This is a genomic window from Polynucleobacter asymbioticus QLW-P1DMWA-1 (genome assembly GCF_000016345.1).
In the GTDB taxonomy this organism is placed as follows: domain Bacteria; phylum Pseudomonadota; class Gammaproteobacteria; order Burkholderiales; family Burkholderiaceae; genus Polynucleobacter; species Polynucleobacter asymbioticus.
This window is the reverse complement of sequence record NC_009379.1, coordinates 1,036,055-1,054,281: the sequence shown is the minus strand read 5'-3', so window position 1 is coordinate 1,054,281 and position 18,227 is coordinate 1,036,055. Positions and strand designations below refer to the sequence as shown.

Annotated in this window: 16 protein-coding genes; 15 read left to right on the top strand and 1 reads right to left on the bottom strand. The window is 44.6% G+C overall.

Going from position 1 to position 18,227, the window contains the following annotated elements; translation table 11 throughout:
• Positions 1–3: 3 nt before the first annotated feature.
• From PNUC_RS05470 to PNUC_RS05410, 13 genes are all read left to right on the top strand, one after another.
• Positions 4–1,257 (top strand): NADH-quinone oxidoreductase subunit D, encoded by a 1,254-nt coding sequence (locus tag PNUC_RS05470; protein WP_011902889.1) that lies wholly within the window; start codon positions 4–6, stop codon positions 1,255–1,257.
• Positions 1,258–1,280: 23 nt separating this feature from the next.
• A complete protein-coding gene (gene nuoE / locus PNUC_RS05465) occupies positions 1,281–1,787 on the top strand; it encodes an NADH-quinone oxidoreductase subunit NuoE (RefSeq protein WP_011902888.1) in 507 nt (168 codons plus the stop codon).
• Complete coding sequence (nuoF, locus tag PNUC_RS05460; RefSeq protein WP_011902887.1) at positions 1,784–3,082, top strand: NADH-quinone oxidoreductase subunit NuoF; 1,299 nt, start codon at positions 1,784–1,786, stop codon at positions 3,080–3,082. The genes nuoE and nuoF overlap by 4 nt, the downstream gene beginning before the upstream one ends.
• A 31-nt stretch (positions 3,083–3,113) precedes the next feature.
• Complete coding sequence (nuoG, locus tag PNUC_RS05455; RefSeq protein WP_011902886.1) at positions 3,114–5,429, top strand: NADH-quinone oxidoreductase subunit NuoG; 2,316 nt, start codon at positions 3,114–3,116, stop codon at positions 5,427–5,429.
• Positions 5,430–5,437: 8 nt separating this feature from the next.
• Positions 5,438–6,511 (top strand): NADH-quinone oxidoreductase subunit NuoH, encoded by a 1,074-nt coding sequence (gene nuoH / locus PNUC_RS05450; RefSeq protein WP_011902885.1) that lies wholly within the window; start codon positions 5,438–5,440, stop codon positions 6,509–6,511.
• 11 nt (positions 6,512–6,522) lie between these two features.
• Positions 6,523–7,014, top strand: coding sequence for an NADH-quinone oxidoreductase subunit NuoI (gene nuoI, locus PNUC_RS05445; protein ID WP_011902884.1), 492 nt, complete (start codon positions 6,523–6,525; stop codon positions 7,012–7,014).
• A 20-nt stretch (positions 7,015–7,034) separates the two neighbouring features.
• Positions 7,035–7,682 carry an NADH-quinone oxidoreductase subunit J gene (locus PNUC_RS05440; RefSeq protein WP_011902883.1) on the top strand — a complete coding sequence of 216 codons (648 nt, stop codon included), beginning with the start codon at positions 7,035–7,037 and terminating at the stop codon, positions 7,680–7,682.
• Entirely contained in the window at positions 7,679–7,987 is a 309-nt protein-coding gene (nuoK, locus tag PNUC_RS05435; RefSeq protein ID WP_011902882.1) for an NADH-quinone oxidoreductase subunit NuoK, read from the top strand. Before PNUC_RS05440 ends, nuoK begins: the two co-directional genes overlap by 4 nt.
• Positions 7,988–7,989: 2 nt before the next feature.
• Positions 7,990–10,047 carry an NADH-quinone oxidoreductase subunit L gene (gene nuoL, locus PNUC_RS05430; RefSeq protein WP_011902881.1) on the top strand — a complete coding sequence of 686 codons (2,058 nt, stop codon included), beginning with the start codon at positions 7,990–7,992 and terminating at the stop codon, positions 10,045–10,047.
• 24 nt (positions 10,048–10,071) lie between these two features.
• Positions 10,072–11,538 (top strand): NADH-quinone oxidoreductase subunit M, encoded by a 1,467-nt coding sequence (locus PNUC_RS05425; protein ID WP_011902880.1) that lies wholly within the window; start codon positions 10,072–10,074, stop codon positions 11,536–11,538.
• Positions 11,539–11,548: 10 nt separating this feature from the next.
• Positions 11,549–13,048 carry an NADH-quinone oxidoreductase subunit NuoN gene (gene nuoN, locus PNUC_RS05420; protein WP_011902879.1) on the top strand — a complete coding sequence of 500 codons (1,500 nt, stop codon included), beginning with the start codon at positions 11,549–11,551 and terminating at the stop codon, positions 13,046–13,048.
• Positions 13,049–13,169: 121 nt separating this feature from the next.
• Entirely contained in the window at positions 13,170–13,769 is a 600-nt protein-coding gene (locus PNUC_RS05415; protein WP_011902878.1) for an NUDIX domain-containing protein, read from the top strand.
• A 65-nt stretch (positions 13,770–13,834) separates the two neighbouring features.
• Complete coding sequence (locus PNUC_RS05410) at positions 13,835–14,326, top strand: DUF1178 family protein (RefSeq protein ID WP_011902877.1); 492 nt, start codon at positions 13,835–13,837, stop codon at positions 14,324–14,326.
• Positions 14,327–14,391: 65 nt separating this feature from the next.
• Here PNUC_RS05410 and PNUC_RS05405 read toward each other — a convergent pair whose 3' ends face one another.
• Positions 14,392–15,912 (bottom strand): CoA-acylating methylmalonate-semialdehyde dehydrogenase, encoded by a 1,521-nt coding sequence (locus PNUC_RS05405; protein ID WP_011902876.1) that lies wholly within the window; start codon positions 15,910–15,912, stop codon positions 14,392–14,394.
• A 161-nt stretch (positions 15,913–16,073) separates the two neighbouring features.
• On the opposite strand from PNUC_RS05405, the gene PNUC_RS05400 reads away from it, so the two are divergent.
• The gene (locus PNUC_RS05400) at positions 16,074–17,195 is read left to right on the top strand and encodes an NADH:flavin oxidoreductase/NADH oxidase (RefSeq protein ID WP_011902875.1); all 1,122 of its coding nucleotides are present in this window, start codon (positions 16,074–16,076) and stop codon (positions 17,193–17,195) included.
• Positions 17,196–17,284: 89 nt separating this feature from the next.
• On the top strand, positions 17,285–18,223 hold the full coding sequence (locus tag PNUC_RS05395; RefSeq protein ID WP_223245963.1) for a Bug family tripartite tricarboxylate transporter substrate binding protein: 939 nt from the start codon (positions 17,285–17,287) through the stop codon (positions 18,221–18,223).
• Positions 18,224–18,227 lie beyond the last annotated feature (4 nt).

The following is an 18,227-nucleotide window of genomic DNA, read 5'->3' as shown; positions in this document are numbered from 1 at the left end:
GTCATGACAAAAATTAAGAACTACACCCTCAATTTTGGTCCTCAGCATCCTGCTGCTCACGGCGTATTGCGCTTAGTACTTGAGCTCGATGGTGAGGTTATTCAGCGTGCAGACCCACATATTGGTTTGTTACATCGTGCGACTGAAAAATTAGCCGAAACACGCACTTGGATTCAAAACGTTCCTTATATGGATCGTTTGGATTATGTGTCGATGATGTCAAATGAGCATGCTTATGTGCTCGCGATTGAAAAGTTATTACAGGTTGACGTTCCATTACGCGCGCAGTACATCCGCGTCATGTTTGATGAGTTAACAAGACTGTTAAATCATTTACTCTGGATCGGTTGTCATGGCCTAGACGTCGGTGCGATGGCCGTGTTTTTGTACGCATTCCGTGACCGTGAAGATATTTTCGATATGTATGAAGCGGTTTCTGGTGCGCGTATGCATGCTGCTTACTATCGCCCGGGTGGTGTTTATCGCGATTTGCCAGACCAAATGGCTCAGTACAGCAAGTCTAAGATTCGTAGTGCATCCGCTATTAAGCGTTTGAATGAAAATCGCAGCGGCACATTGCTAGATTTTATTGATCAATTTACTAATGGCTTTGATGCCAACGTAGATGAATATTGCAATCTCTTGACCGACAACCGCATCTGGAAGCAACGCTTAGTCAATATCGGTATTGTTACTCCTGAGCGCGCCTTACAGCTTGGCTTTACCGGCCCTATGTTAAGAGGGTCTGGCATTGAGTGGGATTTACGTAAGAAGCAGCCTTACGAAGTCTATGACCGCTTAGATTTTGATATTCCTGTAGGCGTGAATGGCGATTCTTACGATCGTTACTTGGTACGCATGGAAGAAATGCGTCAATCCAATCGCATCATTAAGCAGTGCGTTGCTTGGTTGAAAGCAAATTCAGGCCCTGTAATGAGTGATAACCATAAGGTTTCTCCGCCAAAGCGCGTTGATATGAAAACCAATATGGAAGAGTTGATTCACCACTTCAAATTATTTACCGAAGGAATGCATGTTCCCAATGGTGAAGCGTATTCCGCAGTTGAGCATCCCAAAGGTGAGTTCGGTATCTATTTGATTTCTGATGGCGCTAATAAGCCCTACCGCATGAAGATTCGTGCACCTGGCTTCGTTCATCTTTCAGCAATGGATGAGATGTCACGTGGCCACATGCTTGCTGATGCGGTAACCATTATTGGTACCCAAGATATTGTGTTCGGGGAGATTGACCGCTAATAGAGCGTGCCAAGGATTATTTAATGACAACAACTCTTCAACTATCCGATAAAACACTTGCTGATATTCATCGCAATATCGCTAAGTACCCAGCTGAACATAAGCAATCTGCTGTGATGGCCTGTTTAATAGCTGCTCAAACAGAAGTGGGCTGGGTTTCACCAGAGGTGATTGAGGCCGTGGCCCAGATTTTAGAAATGCCAACCATTGCAGTTGACGAAGTGGCCACTTTCTACAATATGTACAACACGAAGCCTATTGGCAAATATAAGTTAGTCATTTGCACCAACTTGCCTTGCCAATTGACTCATGGTGAAACTGCTGCAACTTATCTAAAAGAAACTTTAGGTATTGGTTTTAATGAAACTACCCCATGTGGCACATTCACTTTAAAAGAGGGTGAGTGTATGGGTGCATGCGGAGATTCACCAGTCATGTTAGTTAATGACAAGCGTATGTGCAGTTTCATGAGCAAAGAAAAGATTGATGCATTATTAAGTGAATTGCGTGCAGGAGGAAAAGCAGCATGACCAGCTTGCACGATCGCCACATCAAGCCGTTAATCCTCGCTGGATTAAATGGCGATAACTGGCGCTTAAAAGATTACGAAAGTCGTGGAGGCTATCAACAACTTCGTCATTTAATCAATGACAAAGTAGCGCCAGATGCCATCATTGCAGAATTAAAGGCTTCATCATTACGGGGTCGTGGTGGCGCAGGCTTCCCAACTGGATTGAAGTGGAGTTTTATGCCGCGTCAATTCCCGGGTCAAAAATACTTAGTCTGCAATAGTGATGAAGGTGAACCTGGTACTTTTAAAGACCGCGACATCATGCGTTACAACCCACATGCTTTGATTGAGGGCATGATTATTGGCGCCTACACTATGGGCATCACCACTGGATATAACTATATCCACGGTGAAATTTGGGAAGTGTATTCACGCTTTGAGGAAGCTCTTGAAGAAGCGCGCGCTGCGGGTTATCTCGGCGATAAAATTTTAGGAAGTGAATTTTCATTTCAGCTCCATGCCTCACCTGGTTGGGGTGCTTATATTTGCGGTGAAGAAACCGCGTTGCTGGAGTCTTTAGAGGGTAAAAAGGGTCAGCCACGATTTAAGCCACCTTTCCCAGCAAGTTTTGGTTTGTATGGCAAGCCAACGACTATTAACAACACAGAAACATTCGCTGCAGTGCCTTTTATTTTGGCGATTGGTGGTCAAGCTTATTTAGAGCTTGGTAAACCTAACAATGGCGGCACGAAGATTTTCTCTATTTCTGGTGACGTTGTTCATCCTGGAAATTATGAAATCCCATTGGGGACACCGTTTGCCGAGCTCTTGAAGTTAGCTGGTGGCATGCGTGACGGCATCCCTTTAAAAGCAGTTATTCCTGGTGGATCTTCATCGCCTGTTGTGCCTGGTGCGCAGATGATGGAGTTGACGATGGATTACGACAGCATTGCTAAAGCTGGGTCTATGTTGGGCTCAGGTGCTGTGATTGTGATGAATGAAACACGCTGTATGGTTCGTGCATTAGAGCGCTTGTCTTATTTCTATCACGAAGAATCATGTGGTCAGTGCACACCGTGTCGTGAAGGTACTGGCTGGTTGTGGCGCATTGTTCATCGCATCGAACATGGCCAAGGACGCCCTGAAGATTTAGATTTGCTAAATGACGTGGCTGCCAATATTCAAGGCCGTACGATTTGCGCCCTGGGTGACGCAGCGGCAATGCCGGTACGCGGCATGCTAAAGCATTACATGGATGAATTTGTGTATCACGTAGAACATAAGCGCTGCTTAGATTCTGCAAAACCTTTATAAAGATTTAAAGTACGGGACACTTAAAGTGAGCATGGTTGAAATCGAATTAGATGGTAAGGCTGTAGAAGTTCCGCAAGGTTCGATGGTGATGCACGCCGCGAACAAGCTCGGCACCTATATCCCTCACTTCTGTTATCACAAAAAATTATCAATTGCCGCTAACTGCCGTATGTGTTTGGTAGAGGTTGAGAAAGCACCAAAACCATTACCTGCTTGTGCTACTCCGGTAACACAAGGTATGAAGGTCTTTACCCATTCAGCTAGGGCGGTAGAGGCTCAGCGCTCAGTAATGGAGTTCTTACTCATTAATCACCCATTGGATTGCCCAATATGCGATCAGGGTGGTGAGTGCCAGTTACAAGACTTAGCAGTTGGATACGGTAAATCAAGCTCACGCTATGACGAAGAAAAGCGTGTTGTATTCCATAAGAATGTTGGTCCACTAATCTCCATGCAGGAGATGACTCGTTGCATTCATTGCACCCGTTGCGTACGTTTCGGTCAAGAAGTTGCCGGCGTGATGGAGCTTGGCATGGTCAATCGTGGTGAGCATTCAGAAATTACTACCTTTGTTGGTCAAACTGTAGATTCAGAACTCTCTGGAAACATGATTGATTTGTGTCCAGTAGGCGCATTGACCAGCAAGCCATTCCGCTATGGTGCCCGTACATGGGAATTGGGTCGTAAGCGTTCAGTGAGCCCCCATGACAGTCTTGGCGCTAATACTACCGTTCAAACCAAGGCTAATAAAGTAATGCGCGTCGTTGCTTTAGAAAATGAATCTATTAACGAGTGCTGGATTAGCGATCGCGATCGCTTCTCTTATGAAGGTCTTAATAGCGCAGATCGCATCACTACACCAATGGTGAAGCAGGGTGGCCAATGGTTAGAAACTGATTGGCAATCTGCATTAGATTATGTAGCACATTCACTTAAAACGATTGCTGCAGAAAGTGGCCATGAGGCGATCGGAGCATTAGCGCATCCTATCTCCAGCACTGAAGAGCTGCACCTTTTGCAAAAAATCATTCGTGGTCTAGGTTCGAATCAAGTAGAGACCCGTTTACGCCAATCTGATGTTAAATCGGCTGCAAGTGCTCCATGGTTAGGTATGCCTATTACCAAGTTGAGCGAGCTTGATCGTGTATTGGTTATTGGTAGTTTCTTGCGTAAGGATCAACCAGTAATCGCAGCTAGAATTCGTACCGCTGCAAAACGTGGTCTTCAAGTAAGTCGAATTGATGCCGGTGGAGATGATTGGTTAATTCCATCTAGCGGTATCGCGGCTACACCGAGTGCTTGGCTCAATTGTTTGAGTGAGGTCGCTTTAGCGGTTGCTAAAGAAAAGTCAACCACTGCTCCAGTAGGCACGTTTAATTTATCTATTTCTCCTGAAGCACAAAAGATTGCTGATAGCTTGCTCTCGGGCGAAAGAACTGCAGTATTGCTTGGCTCTGCCGCAATAGCACATCATCATGCATCTGATTTACATATCATGGCGCAATTTATTGCCGATCAAACTGGCGCTACTCTTGGATTCTTACCGGTTGGTGGTAATGCAGTCGGCGCCTCGTTGGTAAATGCCAACGGAGTTGGTGTTGAGTCTGTGTTATCCGGCGATCGCCGCGCAGTGATTTTAATGAACATTGAGCCTGATTCAGATTTACCAAATCCTTCGCAAGCACGTCAAGCCTTGTCTAAGGCAAACACTGTCATAGCGTTAAGTTCGTTTAAGAGTCCTGACTTATTGGAAGTGGCTGACGTTATTCTGCCTATTTCTACATTTACTGAAACAGTCTCCACCTTTGTAAATGCTGAAGGTAGAGCGCAAACTATTCAACCAGCCGTCAAACCCCTGGGCGACTCTCGTCCTGCATGGAAAGTATTGCGCGTCTTAGGTGGATTACTTGAATTAGATGGTTTCTTATTCAACATGCCAGAAGAGGTTTTAGGTGAAGCTTTACCTGAGAACTATTGCACTCGTTTGAATAACAACGCTTCCAGCTCATCCATTGTGAATGGAAATTTAGCTCCGTTTAATGGTCTTGAGCGTTTGGCTGACGTTAATATTTATGCTGGCGATCCAATCGTTCGTCGCTCTTCGGCTTTGCAGTTAACCCGTGATGCTAAGCGCGGAAATCAAGTTGCCCTTAATTCAGCCACATTTTCTGAATTAGGTTTAAAAGAGGGCGATGCTGTTCGAGTGACTCAGGGATCTCAATCTGTTGATATGCCGGCATCCCTGGAAGTTAATCTAGCGCCAGGTGCCGTCAGAATTTCAGCTGGCACTGTGGCTAGTGCCAAATTAGGATCGATGTTTGGTCCTGTAACTGTTAGCAAGGCGTAAGGTACGAGATGGATAATTTCTTGAACCTCATTACCACCCAAGGCGAGGCTATATTTGGTTCGCTGTGGCCATTAGTATGGGCGCTAGTTCGCATCGTCATTATTGTTTTGCCAATGTTTGGATGTGTAGCTTATTTGACTCTCTGGGAGCGTAAGTTAATTGGTTGGATGCACATTCGTCTTGGGCCAAATCGCGTTGGTCCATTGGGTTTATTGCAGCCTATCGCCGATGCGTTAAAGCTCTTAATGAAGGAAATCATCGCTCCTGCTAAAGCTAGCAAAGTGTTGTACTTCATTGCGCCAATTATGGTCATCATGCCTGCCTTTGCAGCTTGGGCTGTAATTCCATTTCAGGCAAAGATGGTGTTAGCTGATGTTAATGCCGGACTCCTCTACATCATGGCTATTTCATCAATTGGTGTCTATGGAGTGATCTTAGCGGGCTGGTCATCTAACTCTAAATATCCATTTCTTGGAGCAATGCGTGCATCAGCTCAAATGATTTCTTATGAAATCGCAATGGGCTTCGCATTAGTTACCGTTCTTCTTACTTCTGGTTCATTGAACCTCAGTGACATTGTTGCCTCACAAGAGCAGGGCTATTTTGCTCATTTGGGCCTGAATTTCCTTTCCTGGAATTGGTTGCCACTCCTGCCGATGTTCTTGATCTACTTTATTTCAGGTGTTGCTGAAACTAACCGTCATCCATTTGACGTGGTCGAAGGCGAGTCTGAGATCGTTGCAGGTCATATGGTTGAATACTCAGGCATGTCATTTGCCATGTTCTTCCTAGCTGAATACGCAAACATGATTTTGATTGCTGCTGTAGCTTCAATCATGTTCTTAGGTGGTTGGTTACCAATTGTGGATTTACCTATCCTGCGTGATATTCCTGGCTTCTTCTGGCTTTTTGGTAAGACATTCTTCTTGTTGTCCTGCGTTATTTGGTTGCGCGCAACTTTACCTCGTTATCGTTACGACCAAATTATGCGTTTGGGCTGGAAGATTTTTATTCCCATCTCAGTATTCTGGGTGGTTGTTATCGGCGCGTGGGTTGTATCCCCATGGAATATTTGGAAATAAGTTGATCAATCATGTTTAAGAAAATTTCCCAATTCCTCGATAGCTTAATGCTTAAAGACATCTTGACCGGTATGTCTATCACCGGCCGTTATCTTTTCAAGCCAAAAATTACTATTCAATATCCAGAAGAGAAGACGCCTTTGTCCAATCGTTTTCGTGGGCTACATGCATTACGCCGTTATGAAAATGGCGAAGAGCGTTGTATTGGTTGTAAATTATGTGAGGCGGTATGTCCGGCATATGCAATTACTATTGAAACTGCTGAGCGTGATGATGGTACGCGTCGCACTTCACGATACGACATCGATCTAACGAAATGTATTTTCTGCGGCTTCTGCGAAGAGGCATGTCCTGTCGATGCAATTGTTGAAACTAATATTTTTGAATATTTTGGCGATAAACGCGGCGATTTGTACTTTACAAAAGATATGTTGTTAGCTGTTGGCGATAAGTATGAAAAAGATATTGCCGTAAACCGTGCCATTGATGCACCTTATCGTTAATCGAATAGAGCCTATATAAAATGACATTCGATCCATCTACTTTATTTGCCGTTTTCTTCTACGGATTTGCAGGGCTATTAGTTATCTCTGCATTACGTGTGATCACCGCTCGCAATCCTGTTCATGCGGCTTTATTTTTAGTTTTGGCATTCTTTTGTGCATCTGGTCTCTGGATGCTGCTTAAAGCTGAATTCCTTAGCTTAGCCCTGATCTTAGTTTATGTGGGCGCTGTAATGGTGCTGTTCTTATTCGTTGTGATGATGCTCGATCTCGACATTGAGCATTTACGCCGTGACTTTAAAAAATTCCTGCCTGTTGCTTTCTTAATGGGTACGGTGATTGTTCTTGAATTGTCCATCGTGATCATTCGCAGCTTCATTGGTACCGATACACCGGTACAGCCAATGCCTGAAGAGATGATGGCAAACAATACTCAAGCTTTGGGTATGCTGATATTTGTTGACTACGTCTATGCTTTTGAAATTGCTGGCGTTATCCTCTTGGTCGCCATTATTGCTGCTGTTGCTCTCACATTGCGCAATCGCAAAGATTCCAAGTCACAAAATATTCATGAGCAGGTGAACGTGGTGGCGGCTGATCGTATGCGTATTGTCAAGATGGATTCTGATATGGCTGCAAAGCAAGATAGCAGAGGGGAAAAGAAATGACTATTACTCTCGCCCATTATTTGGTATTAGGCGCAATCTTGTTTGCGACTAGCGTTATCGGTATTTTCTTGAATCGTAAGAACGTGATTGTTTTATTGATGGCCATTGAATTAATGCTCCTCTCAGTAAACATGAACTTCGTTGCTTTCTCCCACTATTTGGGTGATATGGCAGGTCAAGTATTTGTATTCTTTATTTTGACTGTGGCAGCTGCTGAAGCAGCTATCGGTTTAGCAATTTTGGTTGTTCTATTCCGTAAGGTAGACACCATTAATGCTGATGATCTTGACCACCTAAAAGGCTAGTCATGCAATTGACCTTAAATATTCCCGTTCTCTGCGCGATTCCACTGGCACCATTAATTGGTTCAATGATTGCCGGCTTCTTTGGTACTAAGCTTGGCGGTAACCGCATAGGGCACGGAGCATGTCAGTTCGTAACCATCTTGGGCGTAATGATTGCCTTTGTTCTTTCTTGCAATGTTTTAGTGCAAGTCATGGATGGTTTTTATTTCAATGGTACGGTCTATCGCTGGATGCAACTGGGTGAGCTCAATTTAGATATTGGCTTCTTAATTGATCCTTTGACTGCAACCATGATGTGTGTTGTGACCTTTGTGTCTTTGATGGTTCACATCTATACGATTGGCTATATGAAGGGTGAGGAGGGTTATAACCGCTTCTTCTCATACATCTCTTTATTTACCTTTGCCATGTTGATGTTGGTAATGAGTAACAACCTTCTTCAGCTCTTCTTTGGCTGGGAGGCTGTTGGGGTTGTTTCTTATTTATTGATTGGCTTTTATTTCGAACGTCAATCAGCAGTGTTTGCCAATATGAAGGCCTTCTTGGTTAACCGTGTTGGTGACTTTGGCTTCATTTTAGGAATTGGTTTGCTACTGGCAAGTACTGGCTCCATGCAATATGACGTCATCTTTTCTCAAAATACCGCTTTAGCTGCGCAAACATTGCCCGGCACAAGCTGGAATTTAATGACGGTTATTTGCATTTGTTTATTTATTGGCGCGATGGGTAAATCAGCTCAATTCCCACTGCATGTTTGGTTGCCAGACTCAATGGAAGGCCCAACGCCGATTTCTGCATTAATTCATGCTGCGACGATGGTTACAGCAGGTATTTTTATGGTGTCACGGATGTCGCCACTGTTTGAGCTCTCTGACGTTGCACTCAGCTTTATTTTGGTCATTGGATCAATCACGGCTTTATTTATGGGCTTTTTGGGCATCGTACAAAACGACATCAAACGCGTTGTCGCATACTCAACCCTGTCTCAGCTTGGTTATATGACGATCGCCTTAGGAGTCTCTGCATATCCAGTGGCAATCTTTCATTTAATGACCCATGCTTTCTTTAAGGCCTTACTGTTCCTTGCTGCTGGTAGTGTCATTCTGGGTATGCATCATGAACAAGACATGCGCAAGATGGGTGGTCTCTGGAAGTACATGCCAATTACTTGCTTGATGATGCTTTTAGGTAATCTGGCTTTGATCGGTACACCATTCTTCTCTGGTTTCTATTCCAAGGACTCAATTATTGAAGCAGTAGCTGCAAGTGATATTCCAGGATCTGGTTTTGCTTACTTCGCTGTGATGGCTAGTGTTTTTGTAACAGCTTTGTATTCTTTCCGCCTGTACTTCTGGGTATTCCACGGTAAGGCGCGTTGGGGTCATGCCGATGCTCATGCACACGATCATCACCAGCATCCTGAGCAGGGCGATGATCATGCGCATCATGGTTTAGCTCCTGGTCAAAAGCCTCATGAGTCCCCAATTGTGGTGACATTGCCATTGATCTTATTGGCGATACCTTCCGTCATCATTGGCTTTTACACCATTAGCCCGCTCTTGTTTGGTACTTATTTTGGCGACTCTATCTTTATTGATCTTGCGCGCCATCCAGTCATGAAAGATTTGGCGGAAGAGTTTCATGGTCCAGTGGCAATGGCAATTCATGCATTTACATCACCAGTGTTGTTGCTAGTTGCCCTGGGTGTTCTTACTGCTGCCATTGGATATCTGTGGGCTCCTAAATTGCCAGCGAAATTTGCAGAGGCATTTGCGCCAATCAAAAAATTGCTTGATAACAAATACTACTTAGATGATTTCAATCAGGCCGTATTTGCTAAGGGTCTTATTTGGATTGGTAGTTTCTTGTGGCATCGCGGCGATCAGAAGGTGATTGACGGGTTCTTTGTTAACGGCAGTGCGCACGCAGTAGGGCGCTTTGCTGGTGTGATTCGCCATTTGCAATCCGGCTATCTCTATCACTATGCTTTCGCAATGATTGCGGGCTTAGCGGTTTTGTTGGCTTGGGTTTTGTACGCTTACCTGCCTTTTGTTCGCTAGGCCTTTGTTACTTAAGTAGCCATCATGATTCTTTCTTATGCCATCTGGACCCCAATAGTCTTTGGACTCATTATTTTGTTTTATGGGTCCGAGAGACCGACCGCAGGTGTTCGCTGGTTAGCGCTAATTGGTGCTGTGATTAGCTTTATTGCGACACTCCCATTGGTATTGAATTTCGATATCGCCAACCCTGGAATGCAATTTGTCGAGAAGATGAGTTGGATTCCGCGCTATGACATCAATTACCACCTTGGTATTGACGGTATTTCAGTTTGGTTCATTGTTTTAACCGCATTTATCAATATATTTGTTGTTATTGCCGCTTGGGAAGTCATTGAAACCAAAGTCTCTCAATACATGGCCTCATTCATGATTCTTTCTGGATTAATGATTGGTGTCTTTTGTGCCCTAGATGCTTTGCTGTTCTATGTCTTCTTTGAAGCAACCTTAATTCCGATGTACATCATCATTGGCGTATGGGGTGGTCATAACCGTATCTATGCAGCGTTCAAGTTCTTTTTGTATACCTTGTTAGGCTCCTTGCTAACACTAGTTGCAATGCTGTACCTCTATAACGTAACCAACACCTTCGATATCTTGACTTGGCAAAATGCCCGTCTTGATATTGTCGAGCAAATATTATTGTTCTTTGCATTCTTCATGGCATTTGCAGTCAAGGTTCCAATGTGGCCGCTGCATACCTGGTTACCAGATGTACACGTTGAAGCTCCAACTGGTGGTTCTGTTGTGCTGGCGGCGATTATGTTGAAGTTGGGGGCTTACGGTTTCCTGCGCTTCTCTTTGCCTATAGCGCCAGATGCAAGTCAATATCTTGGACCTTTCGTCATTTTCTTATCCTTAGTTGCTGTGATTTACGTTGGCGCAGTTGCCTTAGTGCAAAAGGATATGAAAAAGTTGGTTGCATACTCATCTGTAGCGCACATGGGCTTTGTTACGCTCGGATTCTTCCTCTTTAGCCCTTTGGGTATTGAGGGTGGTATTGTGCAAATGATTTCACATGGCTTTGTAGCTGGCGCGATGTTCTTATCCATCGGCGTACTCTACGACCGTATGCATACACGTCAAATTGCAGATTACGGAGGTGTTGTGCATCGTATGCCTGCCTTCACCGCTTTTGCAGTGTTGATGGCGATGGCCAATTGCGGTTTACCAGCAACTTCTGGTTTCGTTGGCGAGTTCATGGTAATTCTGGCAGCTGTTGATTACGATTTTGTCATTGGAATTTTGGCGGCCACAGCATTAATTCTTGGCGCTGCATATTCTTTATGGATGGTTAAACGCGTATTTTTTGGCGCCGTAAATAATGCTCATGTAGAAGAGCTTAAGGACCTTAACTTCCGCGAATATTTCATGATGGCGGTCCTGTCTATTTGTGTAATTGGTATGGGTGTTTATCCAAAACCTTTTACTGACATTATTCATCCGGCTGTAATTAATCTGCTTCAGCACGTTGCTGTTAGCAAACTCTGAGTAAAAGCAAATGCAAGCATTCGATCTATACGCCGTCCTGCCAGAACTCGTTTTACTCATAGCCACCTGCTTACTATTGGTAGCTAGTGTCTATGTGCGCGAGAGGGTGACATCAACCCCTGGTGTCGAGCAAGATATTTTCCATACCCCGCGCGGCGTTGGGTTTGTCTATTTCTTTTCGCTGATTTTGTTGGCGTATCTGATTTTCGCTTTTCTAGGCCGCCTTGGCGATGTCTCATTGGTTGCAATGAATGGCTTATTCCAATCTGATCCACTTTCTAATTTGTTAAAAGCGTGTTCAAGTGGCGCCGTATTAGTTAGCTTGATTTATTCAAAGCAATACTTGAAGGACCGCGGACTGTTTCGCCCCGATTTCATTGTGTTGGCTCTATTGGCTTTATTAGGTCAATTTGTATTAATTTCTGGCGCCAATCTGTTGACTCTTTACCTCGGCCTTGAGCTGATGGCTTTGCCTACCTATGCATTGGTGGCGATGCGTCATAACAGCGAAAAAAGCGTTGAGGCAGCAATTAAGTATTTCATCCTTGGTGCTTTAGCTTCGGGCTTTCTCCTTTATGGCATGTCTATGCTCTACGGCGTAACCGGCTCTTTAGATTTGATAGAAATCTTTAAAACGGTTGCTGATCCTCGTGTGAATCATTTGGTGATGGCTTTTGGCTTGGTATTTATTGTGGCAGGTCTAGCTTTCAAATTAGGTGTAGTGCCATTCCACATGTGGGTTCCTGATGTTTATCAAGGCGCCCCTACAGCTGTAACACTCATGATTGCGGCGGCACCGAAGCTAGCTGCATTTGCATTGTTGTTCCGCCTATTGGTAAATACCTTGTTGCCTCTTTTAGGTGATTGGCAACCCATGTTGGTGTTGCTCGCCGTTCTGTCATTGGTAGTTGGTAACGTGACTGCTATTGCGCAAACCAATGTGAAACGTATGCTTGCTTACTCGGCAATTGCTCAAATGGGCTTTGTTTTGCTAGGAATGCTTTCTGTTTTTGACGACCATGCCTTTAGTGCTGCTCTGTTTTATGTTGTTACCTATGTGTTAACTACTTTAGGTAGTTTCGGATTGCTGATGATCTTGTCTCGCAAAGGTTATGACTGCGAGACCTTAGACGGTCTTAAGGGTTTGAATAAGAAACATCCTTGGTTTGCATTTATTGGCCTGGTCATGATGTTCTCTCTTGCAGGCATCCCGCCAACAGTGGGTTTTGCAGGTAAGTTAGGTGTTTTGGAAGCTTTGGTTGATGCTGAGCACACATTTTTAGCTGTGATTGCTGTTTTAGCTTCTTTGATCGGCGCTTTCTACTATCTCAGGGTAGTTAAGGTAATGTACTTTGATGAACCTGCTCATGAAGTTACTGTTACCGGCTCTTTATTTGCCAAGGGAATTTTAAGTTTGAATGCTATCTTGGTTTTGGTGATCGGTATAGTTCCAGCTGGCCTGATGAGTATTTGCCTTGAGGCTATGCGTAGAACTTTACTAGGTTCTTGAGTCTAGTGGTATCTACTGTATAAAGGCTCCGTTAGGGGCCTTTATTGTTTTGACGGCGCAATGACACTAATTTGTCATTCTTTATAAATAACATTGTGTAATTTCGACTATCTCAAAACTTATGACTGAAAAATCATTTCAAGATTTACCTCTGGGTGATAAACATCTTCGTGAGGATGTTATTTCTAGCGAAGATATCTACGGAGGGATTTTTTTGAAAATGAAACGGGATAAAGTTTCTTTGCCTGATGGTGAAGTGGCCATTCGTGAGTATTTGACTCACCCTGGTGCTGTTGCCATAGTGGCTATTTTGGATGATGGCAGGGTGCTCTTAGAGCGGCAGTTTCGCTACCCAATTAATAAAGCTTGCATTGAAATACCTGCGGGGAAATTAGAGATTGGTGAAAATCATCTTTTGTGCGCCCAGCGAGAACTAGAGGAAGAAACTGGTTACACGGCAAAAAAATGGAGCTATATACGCCGCATCCATCCCGTAATTTCTTATTCAACTGAATTTATTGACATCTATTTAGCTGAAGGACTTGTACCAGGGCCAAGCCATCTTGATGATGAAGAGTTTTTGGATGTTTTTGCCGCCCCATTGGAGCAATTAATTGTATGGGTTGAGGAGGGTGAGATTACTGATGTCAAAACAACCATTTCTGCCTATTGGCTCGACCGCTATCGCCGTGGCTTAGCGGAGCCTAGCCCCTTAAACTAGGTTATGGGCAATTCCTATTAAAATAGACCTATTGAATTTGGCATTTATGCCCCTATATAGGTCTTATGAAAGTTTACAACCTCGCTTGCCCACTGGATCACCGCTTTGAAGGCTGGTTTGCCTCAGAAGAAGATTGCCTTGCCCAACAAGACAAGGGAATGCTTGCGTGCCCAGTTTGCGACAACACCGAAATTACTCGGATGCCCTCGGCACCTCATATTGCTAAATCTTCCTCTTTGACTGTCGCTGTGCCAAAGGAAAATGAAAGTTTAGGGAGTGCAACTGGTGATGTGGTGGCCCTCACAGGTAATGATCACTCTCACCTTGAGGCACAAGTTCAAGCAGCCTTTTTAAAGGGCATGCGTGAGTTGATGGGAAGATCTGAGGATGTAGGAAGTTCATTTGCCGATGAGGCCAGAAAGATTCATTACAAAGAGGCTCCTGAACGCAGTATCCGTGGCCAAACCACTCTTGATGAGGCTGATGCGCTGCGTGACGAGGGTATCGATGTACTCGCGATGCCAATGATGCCTTCTCTGAAAAACACTCTTCAATAAATATTGAAGTTCAAAGTAAATAAAAAAGCGATCCGAAGATCGCTTTTTTCTCTTGCACTGCCAATTTACTTAGAGGTAGGCATTACAAACTCAGCACCTTTAGCAATACTTTCAGGCCAGCGCTGCATCACGCTCTTTTGCTTGGTGTAGAAGCGAACACCTTCCTTGCCGTAGGCATGCATATCACCAAAGATGGATTTCTTCCAGCCGCCAAAGCCGTGCCAGGCCATTGGCACTGGAATAGGTACGTTGATACCAACCATACCAACTTGAACGCGGCGTGCAAATTCTCGGGCAATGTTGCCATCGCTAGTAAAGCAAGCAACACCATTACCAAATTCACAAGAATTCACAAGATTAAGGGCTTCTGTGAAGTTAGCAACACGTAGGCATGAAAGTACTGGTCCGAAGATTTCTTCAAGATAGATCTTCATGTCAGGTGTGACGTTGTCAAATAATGTACCGCCAATAAAGAAGCCATCTTCATGGCCAGGCACCTTTAAGCCGCGACCATCTACCAAGAGTTTTGCACCGGAGGCAACGCCGCTATCGATATAGCCAGTAATACGCTCTAATGCGGCCTTGGTAACAATAGGGCCCATTTCTGCATCAAGTTCCATGCCGTTCTTAACCTTGAGTGTCTTGGTGCGCTCAATTAATTTAGGCATAATTTTTTCAGCAACATCACCAACTAAAACTGCAACTGAGATCGCCATACAACGCTCGCCTGCAGAACCATATGCTGCGCCAATTAAGGCATCAATCGATTTCTCAATGTCGGCATCAGGCATGATAACCATGTGATTCTTGGCGCCACCCAATGCTTGTGAGCGTTTGCCAAAATGAGCGCAACGTTCGTAGATGTAGTTTGCAATCGGTGTAGAGCCGACAAAACTCACTGCTTTTACATCTGGATTTTCTATTAAGGCATCAACCGCTTCTTTATCGCCTTGAACGACGTTAAAGACGCCATCTGGAAGGCCTGCTTCTTTGAGAAGCTTTGCCATAAACAGGGATGCCGAAGGATCTGTTGGGCTTGGTTTGAGGATGAAGGTATTTCCACAGGCAATAGCCATTGGGAACATCCACATTGGAACCATTACTGGGAAATTGAATGGAGTAATGCCGGCAACAACACCAAGTGGCTGGCGCATTACCCAGTTGTCAATATCAGTAGAAACTTGTTCTGTGTAATCACCCTTTAAAAGTTCTGGAATACCTGTGGCAAATTCAACAATTTCTATGCCGCGCGTAACCTCGCCTTGAGCATCAGTAAATACTTTGCCATGCTCAGCAGTAATGATGGCAGCCAATTCATCACGATTGGCATTGAGAAGCTCTAAGTATTTGAAAAGAATTCGAGAGCGACGTAAGGGACTGGTTAGACTCCAGGTCTCAAATGCCTTTTGTGCCACTGCAACAGCCGCATCAACCTCTTGTTTGCTGGCTAGAGCTACTCGACGCGCTACAGTTCCTTTGCTAGGATTGTAGACATCAGAAAATCGTCCATCTTTAGGGGTGATGAGAGAGCCGCCAACATAGTGGCCAATATCGTCTTTTGATGCGTAGGCTTGTGGTGCGTTCATAGTCTTCTAGCGTAAAAAATGGGTTTTTATTAAAGTATGAAGGGGGCCGGCTAATAAGCCTGCACAACTTCGCCGTCTCGTTTATTCTATTTTTATTCATTTTAGCTCTATAGAGCTTTTTGTGCTTTTTTGACCTATTTCTTTCATTTTTAAGGTATTTCATGAGCTTGCTTTTTTCACCTTACACCCTAAATTCTCCCCGTGGCCCGTTGGAGCTCCCCAATAGGATTGTTATTGCGCCGATGTGCCAATATTCGGCCACCAATGGGGAGGCGACAGACTGGCATTTAATGCATTGGGGAAACCTATTAAATGGTGGGGCAGCACTTATGATTATCGAAGCCACTGGAGTTACCCCTGAGGCTCGTATAACCCCCGCGTGTCTCGGCTTGTGGGATGACCGAACGGAAGCAGCTTTAAAAGATAAATTAACCCGTGCCCGTGCTTTGGCGCCAGCTACCCCAGTATTTATTCAGCTGGCACATGCAGGTCGCAAGGCCTCAAGTGCTACCCCTTGGGATGGTGGGCAGCTATTGCCAGCCGATAAAGGAGGCTGGGAAACCATGGCGCCGTCAGCAATTCCACAGTTAGAGGGTGAGCGTCTTCCGCATGAACTTTCTAAGTCAGAGCTTAAAGAATTAGTAGATGCCTTCGTAATCGCAGCTAAACGCGCTGATCGTATTGGACTAGATGGTATTGAATTGCATGGTGCCCATGGCTACTTATTACATCAATTTTTATCGCCGATTGCCAATCAACGTAACGACGAATACGGCGGTTCTTTTGAAAATCGCATTCGTTTTCCATTGGAATTATTTGCAGCAGTCAGGGCAGCTTATCAGGGCGTATTAGGCATCCGAATTTCCGCAAGCGATTGGGTAGAGGGTGGCTGGACTCCTCAGGAGACCGCTGAATTTGCTAAGCAACTTAAACCTTTGGGTTGTGACTTTGTGCATATTTCTTCCGGCGGGGTTTCGCCAAATCAAAAGATTGCTTTGGGTCCTAACTACCAAGTACCTTTTGCGAAAATGGTGAAAGAGCATTCTGGTCTCCCTACGATGACCGTAGGCCTTATTACTGACCCACATCAAGCAGAAGCTATTTTAGAAGCTGGCGATGCTGATTTGATTGCCTTAGCAAGAGCCTTTTTGTTTAAGCCGCGCTGGGGCTGGGAGGCAGCAGCTGCATTAGGTGGAACAGTAACTGGTAATGAGCGTTACTGGCGTTGTTTACCTCGAGAAGCGCAAACAGTATTTGGACCTGTGAAGGTTGGTCAACGTTAATTCAGTCAAAAAGATGAGTGATCAGAGCAAAAATAATTCAGGAGAAGGTTGTGAAAAATTTCCAGACTATTGGCAAATGGTTTGCATGCATAGGTTTTGTATTAACCATCCAAACTCTGTCAGCTCAGACCTTTCCAGACAGGCCGATTGTTTTGGTTGTGCCTAATCCTCCTGGAGGATTGGTTGATACATCAGCTCGTTTATTAAGTGAGCCCTTAACTCGCGTTATAGGTCAGCCAGTCATCGTAGATAACAAACCAGGCGCAAGCGGTAATACGGCATACCAATATGTAGCCAAAGCTAAACCTGATGGTTATACCTTGCTGATTTCCTATTCTGGCTACCACGTTGGTAATCCTGCGCTCATGGATAAGCTACCATGGGATCCAATTAAGGATTTTTCTCCTATTGCATTACTTACCGTATCTACTAATGTCATCGCTGTTCATCCATCATTACCAGTAAATAACTTGAAGGAGTTTATTGCGTATGCAAAAGCTAATCCCGGCAAATTAAATTACGCCTCACAGGGAAATGGATCTGTTTCCCATATTGGTACAGAGATGTTTAAACAGTCCACTGGTGTCGATATGGTTCACGTACCCTATAAGGGCTCTGGCCCCGCTATTCAAGATGTACTGGCCGGTCAGGTTCAGGTGTTTATCTCCACACCGCCTTCGGTCATGCAGCATGTGCAAAGCGGTAAATTAAAGGGCTTAGCAGTTACTGGAAAAAATCGCCATCCTGGCATGCCTAATGTTCCAACCACTGCCGAGGCTGGATTGCCCTCGTTTCAGCTCGAGTCTTGGGTTGCGTTATATGCCCCTGCAGGAACTCCTGCGCCAATTATTGCTACCCTCACTGATGCGGTAAAGAAAAGCCTGGCTCTTCCTGAGATTAAGGAGCGCGCTGATGTTGCTGGTGTGGAATTGCGATACCTGACTCCAGGTGCAACGGATGCTTTAGTAAAAAAAGAGTTGCCTTACTGGAGCAAGGCAATCAAATCAGCGCACATTACGCTTGATTAAGATC